General features: G+C 72.4%; 12 protein-coding genes. 2 read left to right on the plus strand and 10 right to left on the minus strand.

The annotated features are described in order from the left end of the window. Positions 1 to 354: 354 nt before the first annotated feature. The 4 genes from uvrC to uvrA form a co-directional block, all read right to left on the minus strand. Positions 355 to 2,445 carry an excinuclease ABC subunit UvrC gene (gene uvrC, locus FHS22_RS13655; protein ID WP_338047740.1) on the minus strand — a complete coding sequence of 697 codons (2,091 nt, stop codon included), beginning with the start codon at positions 2,443 to 2,445 and terminating at the stop codon, positions 355 to 357. A gap of 218 nt (positions 2,446 to 2,663) precedes the next feature. Then, a complete protein-coding gene (locus tag FHS22_RS13660) occupies positions 2,664 to 3,143 on the minus strand; it encodes a Rieske (2Fe-2S) protein (RefSeq protein ID WP_184941626.1) in 480 nt (159 codons plus the stop codon). A gap of 168 nt (positions 3,144 to 3,311) precedes the next feature. Then, positions 3,312 to 3,740 carry a Rieske (2Fe-2S) protein gene (locus FHS22_RS13665; protein ID WP_184941627.1) on the minus strand — a complete coding sequence of 143 codons (429 nt, stop codon included), beginning with the start codon at positions 3,738 to 3,740 and terminating at the stop codon, positions 3,312 to 3,314. 183 nt (positions 3,741 to 3,923) lie between these two features. Beyond that, positions 3,924 to 6,764 carry an excinuclease ABC subunit UvrA gene (gene uvrA / locus FHS22_RS13670; RefSeq protein ID WP_184941629.1) on the minus strand — a complete coding sequence of 947 codons (2,841 nt, stop codon included), beginning with the start codon at positions 6,762 to 6,764 and terminating at the stop codon, positions 3,924 to 3,926. A gap of 343 nt (positions 6,765 to 7,107) precedes the next feature. Between uvrA and FHS22_RS13675 the strand changes: the two genes are divergently transcribed. Further along, positions 7,108 to 7,911 carry a maleylpyruvate isomerase family mycothiol-dependent enzyme gene (locus FHS22_RS13675; protein WP_184941631.1) on the plus strand — a complete coding sequence of 268 codons (804 nt, stop codon included), beginning with the start codon at positions 7,108 to 7,110 and terminating at the stop codon, positions 7,909 to 7,911. Beyond that, positions 7,908 to 8,549, plus strand: coding sequence for an MBL fold metallo-hydrolase (locus FHS22_RS13680; RefSeq protein WP_184941633.1), 642 nt, complete (start codon positions 7,908 to 7,910; stop codon positions 8,547 to 8,549). The genes FHS22_RS13675 and FHS22_RS13680 overlap by 4 nt, the downstream gene beginning before the upstream one ends. 110 nt (positions 8,550 to 8,659) lie before the next feature. Here the strand turns inward: FHS22_RS13680 and pssA are convergent, their stop codons facing one another. From pssA to FHS22_RS13710, 6 genes are all read right to left on the minus strand, one after another. Beyond that, positions 8,660 to 9,490, minus strand: coding sequence for a CDP-diacylglycerol--serine O-phosphatidyltransferase (gene pssA / locus FHS22_RS13685; RefSeq protein ID WP_184941635.1), 831 nt, complete (start codon positions 9,488 to 9,490; stop codon positions 8,660 to 8,662). Next, positions 9,477 to 10,124: a phosphatidylserine decarboxylase gene (locus tag FHS22_RS13690; protein ID WP_184941636.1), complete on the minus strand. Its 648-nt coding sequence runs from the start codon at positions 10,122 to 10,124 to the stop codon at positions 9,477 to 9,479. Before FHS22_RS13690 ends, pssA begins: the two co-directional genes overlap by 14 nt. A gap of 128 nt (positions 10,125 to 10,252) precedes the next feature. Then, positions 10,253 to 11,242: a TerC family protein gene (locus FHS22_RS13695; RefSeq protein ID WP_184941638.1), complete on the minus strand. Its 990-nt coding sequence runs from the start codon at positions 11,240 to 11,242 to the stop codon at positions 10,253 to 10,255. 408 nt (positions 11,243 to 11,650) lie between these two features. Next, positions 11,651 to 12,760 carry a glycosyltransferase family 4 protein gene (locus FHS22_RS13700; protein ID WP_184941639.1) on the minus strand — a complete coding sequence of 370 codons (1,110 nt, stop codon included), beginning with the start codon at positions 12,758 to 12,760 and terminating at the stop codon, positions 11,651 to 11,653. A 7-nt stretch (positions 12,761 to 12,767) separates the two neighbouring features. Continuing rightward, positions 12,768 to 14,612, minus strand: coding sequence for a murein biosynthesis integral membrane protein MurJ (gene murJ, locus FHS22_RS13705; protein WP_184941641.1), 1,845 nt, complete (start codon positions 14,610 to 14,612; stop codon positions 12,768 to 12,770). Then, a complete protein-coding gene (locus FHS22_RS13710; protein WP_184941643.1) occupies positions 14,609 to 15,475 on the minus strand; it encodes a hypothetical protein in 867 nt (288 codons plus the stop codon). Before FHS22_RS13710 ends, murJ begins: the two co-directional genes overlap by 4 nt. Positions 15,476 to 15,479 lie beyond the last annotated feature (4 nt).

Here is a 15,479-nt window from a genome sequence, read left to right on the forward strand (position 1 = left end):
CATGGCTCGCTCGCTCCGCTCACTCACGAGCCCTCCTCCGTCGGTCGCGCTCGCGACGCTGCTGCACCCATGGCTCGCTCGCTCCGCTCACTCACGAGCCCTCCTCCGTCGGTCGCGCTCGCGACGCTGCTGCACTCATGGCTCGCTCGCTCCGCTCACTCACGAGCCCTCCTCCGTCGGTCGCGCTCGCGACGCTGCTGCACCCATGGCTCGCTCGCTCCGCTCACTCACGAGCCCTCCTCCGTCGGTCGCGCTCGCGACGCTGCTGCACCCATGGCTCGCTCGCTCCGCTCACTCACGAGCCCTCCTCCGTCGGTCGCGCTCGCGACGCTGCTGCACCCATGGCTCGCTCACTCACGATGGACTCTCCCCCTTCAGGGCCGACACGATCGCCTCGGCCGTCGCGGGGCCGATTCCGGGTACCTGGCAGATCTCGGCGGCGGACGCCTCACGCAGCCGTTTCACTGATCCGAAATGCTTGATCAGAGCCTGCCTCCGGGCCGGGCCGAGCCCGGCGACATCGTCCAGGGCGCTCTCCCGCACGCTCTTGGAGCGCTTGGAACGATGGTAGGTGATGGCGAAGCGGTGCGCTTCGTCACGCACTCGCTGCAGAAGGTAAAGAGCCTCGCTCGCGCGGGGCAGGATGACCGGCAGGTCCTCGCCGGGCAGCCACACCTCCTCCAGCCGCTTGGCCAGGCCGCAGACCGCGACGTCGTCGACGCCGAGCTCGTCGAGGGCCCGCCGGGCGGCGGCCGCCTGGGCCGGGCCGCCGTCCACGACCACCAGATGCGGCGGATAGGCGAACTTGCGCGGCCGGCCCGTCTCCGGGTCGATGGCCGACCCCGCCGCGGACCCCGCGCCGTCCTCAGTGCCGTCCTCCGCGCCGTCCTCGGTGCCGGGTCCGGAACCGGCCCCCGGGCCGGGCGCACCGCCGCCTTCCGCCACGGCTCCGGCCCCCGCTCCGGATGCTCCGCCGTTCCCGATGCCGGCCTCCGCCCCGGGCTCGGTACCCGGCTCGACGTCGAGCTCGCCGGTGGCCGAGCGCTCCTCCAGGTAGCGCTTGAACCTGCGTGAGATCACCTCGTGGATGGAGGCGACGTCGCCCTCGGCCGAACGGACGGAGAACCTGCGGTACTCGCTCTTGCGGGCCAGGCCGTCCTCGAACACCACCATCGAGGCCACCACGTTGGTGCCCTGGAGGTGGGAGACGTCGTAGCACTCGATGCGCAGCGGCACCTGGTCCAGGTCGAGCGCGTCGGCGATCTCCTGCAGCGCCCTGCTCCGCGCGGTCAGGTCGCTGGAGCGCTTGAGCTTGTGCTGGGTCAGGGACTCCTTTGCGTTGCGTTCGACGGTCTCCATCAGCGACCGCTTGTCGCCCCGCTGCGGGACGCGGATCTCCACCCGGGCCCCGCGCCGCTCGCCGAGCAGCTCGGCGACGGCCTCCGCGTCCGGTGGGAGGGCGGGCACCAGCACCTCCCTGGGCACCGTCTCGGCGGCGGCCTCGCCGTACATCTGCAGCAGGAAGCGCTCGACCAGCTCGCCGGGGCCGGTCTCCTCGACCTTGTCGACCACCCAGCCCTGCTGCCCGCGGATCCGCCCGCCGCGCACGTAGAACACCTGGACGGCGGCCTCCAGCTGGTCGTCCGCCAGCGCGACCACGTCGCAGTCGGTGCTGTCGCCCAGCACCACGGCCTGCTTCTCCAGCGCCCGCCGGAGCGCCTCGATGTCGTCGCGGAGCCGGGCCGCCCGTTCGTACTCCTGCTCGGCGGCGGCCTGGCGCATCTCACCCTCCAGCCGCTTGATGAACCGGCCGGTGTTGCCCGCCATGAAGTCGCAGAAGTCCTCGGCGAGCGCGCGGTGCTCCGCCTCGGTGACCCGGGAGACGCACGGCGCCGAGCACTTGTCGATGTAGCCGAGCAGGCACGGCCGGCCGATCTGCGCGGCCCGCCGGAACACCCCCGACGAGCAGCTCCTGATCGGGAAGACCCGCAGCAGCAGGTCGACGGTCTCCCTGATCGCCCAGGCGTGCGAGTAGGGCCCGAAGTAGCGGGTGCCCTTGCGTTTGGCGCCGCGCAGCACCTGGACGCGGGGGAACTCCTCGCCCATGGTGACCGCGAGGTAGGGGTAGGACTTGTCGTCGCGGTACTTGACGTTGAACCGCGGGTCGTACTCCTTGATCCAGGAGTATTCGAGCTGGAGCGCCTCGACCTCGGTGCCGACGACCGTCCAGTCGACTCCGGCGGCGGTCGTGAGCATGGTCTGGGTGCGCGGGTGCAGCCCCGCGAAGTCGGCGAAGTAGGAGTTGAGCCGCTGGCGCAGGCTCTTGGCCTTGCCGACGTAGATGACCCGGCCGTCGGGATCTCTGAACCGGTAGACGCCGGGGGACTCGGGGATCGACCCCGGACTCGGCCGGAAGCTCGCCGGACCGCCTGCAGATCTCGCCACGTACGGAAGCCTATCGGCCCGCACCGACAGGCATCCCTGCCCGCGGCGGACCTGTGGCGGACGGCGGCCCGCGCGGCGTCCGTCCTCTCGCACCCGTCCTTCCCGCCCTGGCCCCTCCTGCCCCGGACCTGCGCCCGGCGCGGACGACCCGCGGGTCACCGGAGCCGGCCGCATCCACCCGGACCCCTCGTCTCCGGCGGATGCGGCGGGCGCCCGGCTCAGGCCAGGGTGATCGACTCGCCGTCGACCTTGATGGTCTTCTCCTCAAGGGGCTTGTCGGCGGGGCCGTTGGCCACCGAGCCGTCGGCGATGTTGAACTTGCTCCCGTGGCAGGGGCAGTTGATCGTGCCGCCGTCGACGTCCGACACGTCGCACCCCTGGTGGGTGCAGACGGAGCTGAAGCACTTGAACTCCCCGGCCTTCGGCTGGGTCACCACGACCTTCTGGGCCTTGAAGACCTTGCCGCCGCCCTCGGGGATGTCCGCCGTCTTGGCCAGCGCGTCGGCCGCGGCGCCGCCGTCGCCGGAACCCGTCCCGGCCCCGGAGTCCGATCCGGTCGCGGGCGGGGACGAGGCGGCGGGCTCGCTCGCCTGGTCCGCCGTCGGCTGGCCGTAGCCGGAGCACGCGGTCAGCACGGCCGTGAGCCCCACACCCCCAGCGCCCAGCATCACCGCGCGGCGCGTCGTCGTATCTGCCATGGTCACCCTCCCAGGTCCCTTTCCTGTCGGTACGGCTCGCGTCCCGATGACGGTTCAGCATGCCGCACCCGGCGTCAGGAGACTGTGAAGATTTACGCCTTCGGCGCGTCCGCGTGCCGCCGTACCGGAGCCGGGCCCTCAGGAGGCCGGGGCCGGGCCACCCGCGCCTCACACCATGACGATGCCGCCACCCTCGACCCTCAGCGCGAACTCGACCAGCGGGGCCTCCGCCGGTCCCTTGAGGCACTTGCCGGAGACGGCGTCGAACTCGCTGCCGTGGCAGGGGCAGCGGATGACGCCCTCGCTGGGGTTGCTGACCGCGCAGCCCTTGTGCGGGCAGCTCGCGTTGAACGCCTTGAACACCCCCGCGCTCGGCTGGGTGATCACGATCTTCCACTTGTGGATCACCTTGCCGCCGCCCACCGGGATGTCCGCGGTCTGCGCGACGACCTTGCCCTTGACCGCCGGCGGCGGCCCGGCCGTACGCTCCCCCGCGGCGGTGGCGCAGCCGGCCAGGGCCGCACCGCACGCCACGGCCCCCGCGGCGCCGATCACATGCCTGCGCGTGGGCATGGCGGAACCATCACTGCTCGTCATTGCGGCCCTTCTTCGCACCATCCCCCGTGAACAACCGGGCTCCGAGTCAAGGGTATTGACGCGGGGGCCCGGTCCCGAATCCGGGCCCGGGACGGCCGGCGGCGCGGAACCGCGCTCACGCACGGCGCGCCGCCGGGCGCCGGCGGCGGCCCCGCTCCGCCCGCGGGCGGAGCGGGGCCGCCGTCAGCTGCCGAGGATCTTGCGGAGGAAGCGGCCGGTGTGGCTGGCCTCGACCAGCGCGACCTCCTCGGGCGTGCCGGTGGCGAGCACCGTGCCGCCCTTGGAGCCGCCCTCCGGACCCATGTCGATGATCCAGTCGGCGGTCTTGATGACGTCGAGGTTGTGCTCGATCACGATCACCGTGTTCCCGCCGTCGACGAGCCTGCCGAGCACGCCCAGCAGCCGCCGGATGTCCTCGAAGTGCAGGCCGGTGGTCGGCTCGTCCAGCACGTAGATCGTCCGGCCGGTGGAGCGGCGCTGCAGCTCCGAGGCGAGCTTGACGCGCTGGGCCTCGCCGCCGGACAGGGTGGTGGCGGGCTGGCCGAGCCGGACGTAGCCCAGACCGACGTCGTTGAGCGTCTTGAGGTAGCGCTTGATCGCCGGGATGGCGTCGAAGAACTCGAGCGCCTCCTCGATCGGCATGTCGAGCACCTCGGAGATCGTCTTGCCCTTGTAGTGGACCTCCAGGGTCTCCCGGTTGTAGCGCGCGCCGTGGCAGACCTCGCACGGCACGTACACGTCGGGCAGGAAGTTCATCTCGATCTTGATGGTGCCGTCGCCGGAGCAGGCCTCGCACCGCCCGCCCTTGACGTTGAAGCTGAAGCGGCCCTTGGCGTAGCCGCGGACCTTCGCCTCGGTGGTCTGGGCGAACAGGTCGCGCACCTTGTCGAAGACGCCGGTGTAGGTCGCCGGGTTCGAGCGGGGGGTCCGGCCGATCGGCGACTGGTCCACGTGCACGACCTTGTCGACCAGGTCCATGCCATTGACCCGCGAGTGCCGGCCGGGGACCGTGCGGGCGCCGTTCAGCTCCTTGGCCAGGGCGTTGTAGAGGATGTCGTTGACCAGCGTGGACTTCCCGGACCCCGAGACGCCGGTGACCGCGGTGAACACCCCGAGCGGGAACTCCACGTCCACGCCCTTGAGGTTGTGCTCGCGGGCGCCCTTCACGGTGATCTGCCGCTTGCGGTCGCGCCGGCGCCGCTCGGCGGGGATCGCGATGGCCTTGCGCCCGGACAGGTAGGCGCCGGTCATCGACTCCTCGCACGCCAGCAGCTCGGGGACGGTGCCGGAGACGACGACCTGGCCGCCGTGCTCGCCCGCGCCGGGGCCGATGTCCACCACCCAGTCGGCGGCGGCGATGGTGTCCTCGTCGTGCTCGACCACGATGAGCGTGTTGCCCATGTCGCGCAGCCGGATCAGGGTCTCCAGCAGCCGCTGGTTGTCGCGCTGGTGCAGGCCGATGGAGGGCTCGTCCAGCACGTAGAGCACGCCGACCAGGCCGGAGCCGATCTGGGTCGCCAGCCGGATGCGCTGGGCCTCGCCGCCGGCGAGCGTGCCCGCCGCCCGGTCCATGGTCAGGTAGTCGAGGCCGACGTCGAGCAGGAAGCCCATCCGGGCGTTGATCTCCTTGACCACCCGCTCGGCGATCTGCATGTCGCGGTCGGAGAGCTTCAGCCCGGCCAGGAACGCCGCGCACTCGCCGATCGACAGCGCCGAGACCTCGGCGATGGAGCGCCCGTCCACCGTGACGGCCAGCGAGACCGGCTTGAGCCTGGCCCCCTCGCAGGCCGGGCACGGGATCTCCCGCATGTAGCCTTCGTACTTCTCCCGCATGCCGTCGCTCTCGGACTCGGCATGCCGGCGCTGCACCCAGGGGATCACGCCCTCGAAGGTGGTGTAGTAGGAGCGCTCGCGGCCGTAGCGGTTGCTGTAGCGGACGTGCACCTGCTCGTCGTGGCCGTGCAGCAGCGCCTTCTGCGCCTTCTTCGACAATCGCTCCCAGGGCGTGTCGAGGTTGAACCCCATCGCCTTGCCGAGCGCCTCGATCAGGCGCTCGAAGTAGTCGCTGGTGTGGCCGCCCGCCCACGGGGTGAGCGCGCCCTCGCCGAGGGTCGCCTCCGGGTCGGGCACGACCAGCTCCGGGTCGACCTCCATCCGCGTGCCCAGCCCGGTGCACTCGGGGCAGGCGCCGAACGGCGAGTTGAAGGAGAACGAGCGCGGCTCCAGCTCCTCGAACGACAGGTCGTCGTAGGGGCAGTAGAGGTGCTCGGAGTAGAAGCGCTCGCGGTTCGGGTCGTCCTCCGGGAGGTCCACGAACTCCAGCGTGATCGTGCCGCCGGACAGGTGCAGGGCGGTCTCCACCGAGCCGGTGAGGCGGCTGCGCGCGCTCTCCTTCACCGCGAGCCGGTCGACGATGACCTCGATGTCGTGCTTCTCGTACTTCTTCAGCTTCGGCGGCTCGTCCAGCCGGATCACGGTGCCGTCGACCCGGGCGCGGGCGTATCCCTTGGCCTGGAGCTGCCCGAAGAGCTCGGTGTACTCGCCCTTGCGCCCGCGGATCACCGGGGCGAGCACCTGGAAGCGGGTGCCCTCCTCAAGCTCCATCACCCGGTCGACGATCTGCTCGGGGCTCTGCCGGGCGATCGGCCGGCCGCACTGCGGGCAGTGCGGCTTGCCGATGCGCGCCCAGAGCAGGCGCAGGTAGTCGTAGACCTCGGTGATCGTGCCGACGGTCGACCGGGGGTTCCTGCTGGTCGACTTCTGGTCGATCGACACCGCGGGCGACAGCCCCTCGATGAAGTCCACGTCGGGCTTGTCCATCTGCCCGAGGAACTGGCGGGCGTACGCCGAGAGGGACTCGACGTAGCGCCGCTGGCCCTCGGCGAAGATGGTGTCGAAGGCCAGGCTGGACTTGCCGGACCCGGACAGGCCGGTGAAGACGATCAGCGAGTCCCGCGGAAGGTCCAGCGAGACGTCCTTGAGGTTGTGTTCGCGTGCGCCACGCACGATGAGGCGGTCAGCCACAGTAGTCCCGACGTCGATGTAGAAGGTTGAGAAGCGGTCGCGGGAAGAGTAGCGACGGGGTCCGACAATTTTGCGGAACAGCGTCCGGGGAGCGACGGCCTCCCCTTTTTCAGGGGCCGGGGTTTCCCGCCCTCTCCAGGGTACGGCCTCCCCGGGCTCCGGCGGGTAGCTTCCCGCCCAAGACCGGGCGAACCTCACGTCCCACCGCCCCCTTCCCTGCCCCCGTCCTGCCGCCCCGCCTCACCGTGGGAAATTTCGCATTCCTTGCGCGCAGGCCCGCCGACGCCCCGACTTCCCCCACCCCTCCCTGGTACGGCCCGCACCGTGGTGATGGAGTGTGGGCATGGATGTCCTCAACGCGCTCCAGTCCGAACTCGCCGCCTCGACCGGCCGCCTCCTCAGCACCGTGGCCGGGCTGTCCGACGCCGACCTGGCCGAGCCCTCCCGGCTGCCCGGCTGGACCCGGGGCCACCTGATCACTCACGTCGCCCGCAACGCCGACAGCCTCGTCAACCTCGTGGACTGGGCCAGGACCGGCGTCGAGACCCCGCAGTACCCCAGCGTGGCCGCCCGCGACGCCGACATCGCGGCGGGAGCCTCCCGGCCCGTCAAGGAGCAGCTCGCCGATCTCGAGGAGAGCTCGGCGAGACTCGCCGCCGCCTTCCGGGACATGCCCGCCGCGGCGTGGTCGGCGATGGTCAGCGGGATGCAGCCGCCACCGCACCCCGCCTGGTACCTGCTGGTCCGGCGGGTCCGCGAGACCGAGATCCACCATGTGGACCTCGGCGCGGGCTACGACTGCTCCGACTGGCCGGAGCCGTTCGTCCGGCGTGAGCTGCACGACGCGATGGTCTCGTGGTCCCGGGAGCTCAGCACGGTCAGCGAGATCGTGGTGGAGGAGGTCAAGGACGGCGACAAGCACCGCCAGGTCTGGCGCGACCTCGGCTCGGGACCGGTGGTCCAGGGAGACGCCCGCACGCTGCTGGCCTGGGTGACCGGCCGCTCGGCGGGCGCGGGGCTTAGGGTGATGCGAGAGGGGGACACGGGCAACCGGCCCGCCGCGGGGCCGCTGCCCTCGCCTCCGCCGTGGTCGGCCCTGCCCACCGCTTCCAGTCTTCCCGCGACACCTCCGGAGGAGTACCCGTGACGTATACCGGTGACGTGCAGGCCGGCGGTCCCGCCGACGTGCGCGAGCTGCCCGCTGTGACGATCTCGAAGCTGGCCGTCGGGCCGTTCGACAACAACGCCTACCTGATCCGGTGCAACGACACCGGCGACGGCCTGCTGATCGACGCCGCCGCCGAGGCCGACCGGCTGCTGGAGCTGATCGGCGGCATGCCGATCGGCAGGATCGTCACGACCCACCGGCACGGCGACCACTGGCAGGCGCTGGAGGAGGTCGCCCGGGCGACCGGCGCCCTGGTGATCGCCCACCCGCTGGACGCCCCGGAGCTGCCGGTCCCGGTGGACCTGACGGTGGAACACGGCGACAGGGTCACCGTGGGCGTGGTCAGCATGGACGTCGTCCACCTGCGCGGGCACACGCCGGGCTCGATCGCGCTGCACTACAACGGTCATCTGTTCACCGGCGACTCGCTGTTCCCCGGCGGGGTCGGCAACACCGAGAAGGACCCGGAGCGCTTCGCCCAGCTCTTCGCGGACGTCTCCGAGCGGCTCTTCGACCGCTTCCCCGACGAGACCTGGGTCTACCCGGGCCACGGCAAGGACACCACGCTGGGCGCCGAGCGGCCGTCCCTGCCGGCCTGGCGCGAGCGGGGCTGGTAGAGCGCGGGTGCGGCCCCGGGAGACCGGGACGCGGAACCGGCCCGGTGGATCATCTCCACCGGGCCGGTTCCACGTCCGCCGGCCGGGCGTTGCGCCGGCCGGGCCGTCTGTCAGCCGATGCGCTCGGCCTCCTTGCGCTCCTTGCGCTTCTCGCGCTTGAACATCAGGATGCGCAGCGGGATGGCGGCCACGATCGCCACCTGCATGGCGGCGCCGACCTTGATGAGGTTGTCGCCCCCGGCCAGGCCTGCGGCCCAGATCGTCAGGCAGGCGACGTTGATCATCATCCAGGCCAGCACGGCGGCGGCCAGGTTCCCCTTGGGCTTGGGATACTCGATCCGGCTCACCATGAGGTAGGACACGCCGAAGATGGGCAGCACGGTCCAGATCGACGGCGGGAACAGCAGCACGATCGCGACCACGGTCATGGCGCCCATCGGGATGGGCAGGCCCATGAAGTCGCCGCTCTTGGTCTTCACGCAGGCGAAGCGGGCGAGGCGGATGACCCCGGCCAGCAGCACCGAGGCGGCGGCGACCATTACCAGCACGAACGGGATCTTCGGGTTGAAGCCCGCCCAGATCACGATCATGAACGCGGGGGCGAAGCCGAAGCTGATGACGTCCGCGAGGTTGTCGAGCTCCGCGCCCATCGCCGAGGCCCGGAACTTGCGGGCCACCAGGCCGTCGAACAGGTCGCAGGTCGCGCCGAGCAGCAGCAGGACCACCGCGGTGCCGAAGAAGCGGGGGTCGGCCGAGAACTTGGCGCCCGACTGGAGCGAGGTGATGGCCGACCATGCCAGCACGCAGACGGCCAGGAAGCCGCAGAGCGCGTTGCCCAGCGAGAGGGAGTCCGCGGCCGAGAGCCGGAACGCCTTGCCGACGGGCCCGCGCGGCTCGTCGTCCGCCTCGTCCATCGACCAGCCCGCGTCAGCCGTGGTCAAGGCCGGTCACCCCCGCGACGGTCTTCTGCCCGACGGACACCGCCGGAGCGACGCCCTCCGGGAGGTAGACGTCCACCCGCGAGCCGAACCGGATCAGCCCGATGCGCTCGGCCCTGGCCACCTTGGCGCCCGCCGTCAGGTAGGGCACGATGCGGCGTGCGACCGCGCCCGCGATCTGGACCAGCTCGATGTCGCCGAGCGCGGTGTCCAGATGCCACACGACCCGCTCGTTCCGGTCGCTGTCCTTGTTGAAGGCCGGCACGAACCCTCCGGGCACGTGCTCCACCGAGGTGACCGTGCCGGCCAGCGGCGCGCGATTGACGTGCACGTTGAGCGGGCTCATGAAGATGGCCACCCGGGTGCGGCCGTCCGGCCACGGGTCGATGCTCTGCACCACGCCGTCGGCGGGCGACAGGATCCGCGCGCTGCCCGGCGTGCGCTCGGGATCGCGGAAGAACCAGAGCATGGCTCCGGTGAGTGCGGTCAGCGGGGCCGCCGCCAGCGCCCAGCGCTTGTCGCGCCTGCTGAGCAGCGAGGTCGTGGCGGCCGCCGCCACCGTCGGGAGCAACCACGGAGAGACGCCGCGCGCCAGCCGGACGCGGCCGGGCCGATGGCTTGCTGAATCGTGGGACACAGGGAACCTTTTGTGATGTCTTGCGGCTATAGACCGGTATGTCTACCCGCCCTGGGGGAGGATGCTACCGACCTCGCAGCCCTTTTACGGCGCAACGAGACAAGCAAAGCGCCTCCCCCGCCAATCCGCTAGCCCTGCTTGGCCTCCGCCGAGGTGGGGATTTCGTTGCCTTTACGGGTGTCACGCCGGGACTTGACGAGACTCGCCACGGTGGTGACCACCATGGTGACGCCGATGACGGACAGCGACAGCGAGATCGGCACCTCGGGTGCCCAGTGGACGCCGCTGGAGTGCAGCGCCTCGAGGATCAGCTTAACCCCGATGAACCCGAGGATGAACGCCAGGCCGTAGCCGAGGTAGACCAGGCGCTGCAGCAGGCCGCCCAGCAGGAAGTAGAGCTGGCGCAGGCCCATCAGGGCGAACGCGTTGGCCGTGAAGACGATGAACGCGTCGGTGGTGAGACCGAAGATCGCCGGGATCGAGTCGAGCGCGAACAGCAGGTCGGTGGTTCCGATGGCGATCATGACGATCAGCATCGGGGTGACGAACCGCTTGCCGTCGATCTTGACGGTGACCTTCGATCCCACGTAGTCGTCGGTGTGCGGCAGCGTCCGGCGGGCCCAGCGCAGGACCGCGTTCTCGGGGACGTCCTCCTCCTGGCCGTGCTGGCGGACGAGCTGCACCGCGGTGTAGATCAGGAAGAGCCCGAAGATGTAGAACAGCCAGCTGAAGCTCGCCAGGGCGGCGGCGCCGACGGCGATGAAGATGCCGCGCATGACCAGGGCCATCAGGATGCCGACCAGCAGGACCTTGTGCTGGTACATCCTGGGCACCGCGAAGCGGGTCATGATGATGTAGAAGACGAAGAGGTTGTCGACGCTCAGGCTGTATTCGGTGATGTAGCCGGCGAAGAACTCACCCGCCGAGGTCGGTCCCGCGGTGGCCCACAGGACGCCGCCGAAGACGACGGCGAGCGTGACGTAGAAGCCGACCCAGAAGCCGGCCTGCCTCATGGAGAACTCCCGGGGCTCGCCCCGGTCGACGATCCACAGGTCGAATGCGAGAACCACGAGCAGGCCGACGATCACGGCGGCCCATGCCCAGGCAGGTATGGTCATGGTGTTATCAAACCCTCCGGCGCGCATGACTGATTGCCGGAGGTCTCTCCCGCCCAGCGAAGATCGAGCGCGGACCGGCAGCCCCGGGGGCCCCGTGGATCGAGGCGGCACCGTGATGACGAGACTGTCGCGAAGGGATACTCCCCCCCTAACCAAGTCAGTATAGGGATCAGACTTGGCGGCACCTAATCCAACCCACGGGGGTACGGAGTTGTTCCCCCATCGCACAACCCACCATCAAACCTGCACAAAGTCACCCAAACCAGATAAATCTCACCCCGGTTCAGGATGGGCCCGCCCCGGCCCGTCCGGCCGCGCACCCGTCCGGACCAGGCCTGCTCGCAGACCCCGCGTCCGGCGGCCACCCGGATCCGGGGGCACCCGCAGGGGAGGACCCGGCCAGGACGGTCAGCGCGCCCGGCCCAGCCCGGCGTAGACCGACAGCACCGCCTCCAGCGCCTCCGGCTCCCCGGGCAGTTCGCCGCCCCGCCGCGCGGCCTCCCGCGCCAGCTCCCCGGCGAACCCGTCGTCGGCGACGATCCTCCCGACCGCCCCGGCCATGGCTGCGGCGTCGCCGTACGGCACCAGCACCCCGCCGCCGCCCACCATCGGCGGGATCCCTCCGACTGCGGTGGCGACCACCGGCGTCCCCGCCCGCAGTGCCTCCTGCACGCTCAGCGGCTGCCCCTCCCACCGGCTCGGCACGACCAGCGCCCGCGCCACGGCGAGCAGGTCCCCGACGTCGCTCCGGTTGCCCAGCAACCGCACCTGCAGGTCCTCCGCGTCGATCCGCCGCTGCAGTTCCTCCCTGAGCGGTCCCTCCCCCGCCACGAGGAACAGCGCCCTCGCCTCCGGCCCGGTCCCTCCACTCCGCCCGGAGCCGGAGGCGAGGGCGGCCGCGACGTCCAGGAGGGTCTCCAGTCCCTTCTGCTGGGCGAGCCGGGCGACCGTCAGGAGGACGGGGCGGTCTCCGGCGCCGAGCTCCGCCCGGATCTCCTCCGGACTCCGGCCCGGAGGGGCCAGTTCGGGAGCCGGGACGACCGCGCCCTCCACGTGCCGTGCGCCCAGGGCGGCCATCCGGTCTCCCAGATCGGGGGAGACCACCAGGATCCGGCCGGCGAGCCGGGCCACGACCCGCTCCAGAACCGCGTGGACCGCGCCGACGGCCCCGCCCGCCGTGGCGGCGTTGTGCAGCGTCACCACCGGCCCGGTTCCGGTTCCCGCCAGGGCGAGGGCCGCCAGTGCCCCGGCCCGCAGCCCATGCGCGTGTACGGCGTCCGCCCCGCGCAGGGCGCGCAGCGCACGCACCGCCCGCAGGTCGGCGGCGGGGCGGGGCCGGTCGGAGATGGGGACCGGCACGAACCGGGCGCCCAGCCCGCCGAACCCGAAGGCCTCCTCCGTGCTCTGCGGCCCGGCCACCACCACCCGGTGCCCCCGCCGCAGGAGCCCGCCGGCCAGCATCGCCACGTGCCGCCCGACCCCGCCCGCGCTGGTCCCCAGCACGAACGCCACTCGCATCCCCGGCTCATCCATCGGCGCTCCCGCTCTTCTCCGCGATCCCGTCCCCGCCGTCCGGCGCCGTTGCGCCGGCCGCGGTCCCGTCCCCGTCATCCGGCGCCTTCCCCGCGCGAACGGCCCCGATCCCGCCGTCCGCCGGCTTCCCGGCGTCCGCTGCCGCGCCGCCCGGCGCCCGGCCGGCCTCCGGCGTCTCGTCCCGGTCCGCTCCGGGCCCGGTCCGGACCCTCCCGCGGAGAGGCAACCGCTCCAGCAGCGCCCGGGCGTCCGGCCGGTCGGCCACCGCGGCCACCGCGGCGAACACCGCCACCGCCGCCACCGCCGCGCCCGCCCCGACCGGCACGCACATCCACTTCGGCACGTCGCCGAAGGCCGCCGAGGCGGCGAGTCCGGCCCCGTACGCGGCGGCGCCACCGGTCGCGGCGGCGAGCACCGCCCGCCGGGTCCCCGCGAGCGCGCCCCTCCCCCTGGCCCGCAGCACCGTCAGCACCAAAAGCACCCCGCCCGCCGTCATCCCGATCGTGTTGCCCAGGGCCAGCCGCCCCACGACCTCGGTCGGCTCCGCCGCATGCGCCAGCACGATCTGCGCGACCAGCGCCACCGCCCAGCCCGCCACGGAGGCGAGCGCCGCCGAGCGGCCCCGGCCGCAGGCGTACAGCACCCGGGCGAGGTGCAGCATCAGCGCGTACCCGATCAGCCCTGGGGCGAACCAGGCGACGCCGGCGGCCATCTCCGCCGGGACGCCGCCCTCGGTGCCCTCCAGGAACACCCGGGAGACCGGACCGGCGACCGCCGCCATCACCCCCGCCGCTAGCCCCATCGCCAGCAGGATCACCCGCGTGCTGGACGCGGCCAGGGTGTCGAAGCCCGGCCGGTCCCCGTCGGCATGGCGGGTGGAGAGGACGGGGAAGGAACTGGTCGCGACCGGCACCACGAGCACCGCGAACGGCAGCTGGTACAGCGCCCAGGCGTAGGTGTAGACGCCGACCGCCCCGTCCTCGCCGAGGTCGTTGGTCAGCCTCACCACCGCGGTCAGCGCGACCTGCTGGGCGACCAGTACGGCCAGGCCGGCCGTGGCCAGCCGGCGGGCCCGCGCCCCCACGCCGGGCGGGAAGGAGAGCGACGGGCGCAGCCGGAGCCGGAGCCGGGCCACCGGGCCGAGCACGGTGAGGACCATGGCGGCGGCGGCGATCGTCGCGCCGAGGGACAGGGTCAGCTCCCCTGCCGTGGTCAGCCCGTCCAGGGAACCGGCGGCCTCGCCGTTGACCGATTCGAAGACCAGGTGGGAGGCGACGATCAGCAGGCTGGAGACCAGCGGCGCCAGGGCCGGGCCCATGAACCGCCGGTGCGCCTGGAGCACGCCGTACAGGACCACGGCCAGCCCGAAGAAGACCATCCGGGGGGCGAACACGACCAGCATGTCCGCCCCCGCCGCCACGGCCTGGGAGGCGTCGCACGTGCCGGTCTCCCCGCCGTCTCCGGCCAGCAGTGAGACGACAGGTCCGGCGAACGCCGCGATCAGCGCGGCCAGCGGCACCAGGACCAGCATCGTCCAGGTGAGCAGCGCGGAGGCCGTCCGTCCGGCCTCGGCCCGCGCCTGCGGGTCGTCGGCCGACCGGGAGGCCGCCGAGGCGAGCACCGGGACCACCATCCCGGCGAGCGCGCCGCCGGCGACCAGCTCGAAGACGATGTTGGGCACGTAGTTGGCGGTGTTGTAGGCGGTGCTCAGGCAGGCGTTGCCGATGGTCTGCGACTGGACGTAGTACCTGCCGAAGCCGACGAGACGGGCCGCGACGGTCACGGCCCCGATGAGGAGCGCCGCTCCGGCGACCCCCTGACCGATCTTTCTGATCATCGGGGGGCGGGCGCCTGCTCCACAGGACGGCGGCCGAGCATGTCGATCCGGTTGAGCACGCGGTTGCCGGCGATGACCCGGGTGAAGCTGATCTTCTCCGAGGCGGCGGTCAGCGCGACCACGGTGCCGAGGACCGCCAGCCGGCCGGGACGGCCGAGTCCGACCGCGGCGGCCAGGCCGAGCAGCGCGCCGAGCGCGTTGGCCCCGGCGTCGCCCAGCATCGCCCGCTCGCCCAGGTCCTCGGGCAGCAGCGCGGCGGCCGCGCCGAGCGGGAGTGCGGCCAGCGCCGCCGGGGCGGGGGCTCCGCGGAGCAGCGAGGCGGCCAGCAGCGGCGCGCCGCCGAGCAGGCCGACCTTGATGGCGCGGCCGGGACGCAGGTCGAAGAGGTTGGCCAGGTTGGCGCTCCCGGCGACCAGGGCGCCGTTGACCGCGGTGTCGACCGGCCCGCGGGAGGTCAGGGCGGCGGCGGCCAGACCGGTGGCGCCGATGCCGAGGATCTTCACCGCACCGCTGGTGACCTCGCCCTTGGCCAGCGCGCCCAGGTGGCCCCTGAACCCCTTGGAGGAGGTCACGCCGTAGAGGTCGTCGTAGGCGCCGAGGGCGCCGCTGCCCGCCACGGCCAGCAGGGCGGCCGCACGCGTCCTGGCGGGCAGGCCGGGGACGGCCGCGGCCGCCGCGCCGGCCCCCGCGACGAAGGCCGGGCCCTCGAGCAGGGTGATCGGCTCGCCCCGGTGGTTGCTCCTGCTCCACGTCTCCGGGTCGCCGACCGGCGGCCTGCGGGTGAAGGCCGCGTAGGCGGCGCGGGCGGCCACCGCACCGAGCAGGGCACCGGCGAGAGCGCCGGCGAGAGCACGACGAGCCATCGGG

It is taken from the genome of Thiemannella venezuelensis (assembly GCF_014203605.1).
Lineage (GTDB): Bacteria > Actinomycetota > Actinomycetes > Streptosporangiales > Streptosporangiaceae > Planomonospora_A > Planomonospora_A venezuelensis.

Bases quoted from the DNA above. Each gene is read 5' to 3' on its own strand.
- FHS22_RS13695 (WP_184941638.1), bottom strand. From the start codon at position 11,242: ATGACCATACCTGCCTGGGCATGGGCCGCCGTGATCGTCGGCCTGCTC.
- FHS22_RS13665 (WP_184941627.1), bottom strand. From the start codon at position 3,740: ATGACGAGCAGTGATGGTTCCGCCATGCCCACGCGCAGGCATGTGATC.
- FHS22_RS13660 (WP_184941626.1), bottom strand. From the start codon at position 3,143: ATGGCAGATACGACGACGCGCCGCGCGGTGATGCTGGGCGCTGGGGGT.
- FHS22_RS13710 (WP_184941643.1), bottom strand. From the start codon at position 15,475: ATGGCTCGTCGTGCTCTCGCCGGCGCTCTCGCCGGTGCCCTGCTCGGT.
- FHS22_RS13700 (WP_184941639.1), bottom strand. From the start codon at position 12,760: ATGCGAGTGGCGTTCGTGCTGGGGACCAGCGCGGGCGGGGTCGGGCGG.
- FHS22_RS13675 (WP_184941631.1), top strand. From the start codon at position 7,108: ATGGATGTCCTCAACGCGCTCCAGTCCGAACTCGCCGCCTCGACCGGC.
- murJ (WP_184941641.1), bottom strand. From the start codon at position 14,612: ATGATCAGAAAGATCGGTCAGGGGGTCGCCGGAGCGGCGCTCCTCATC.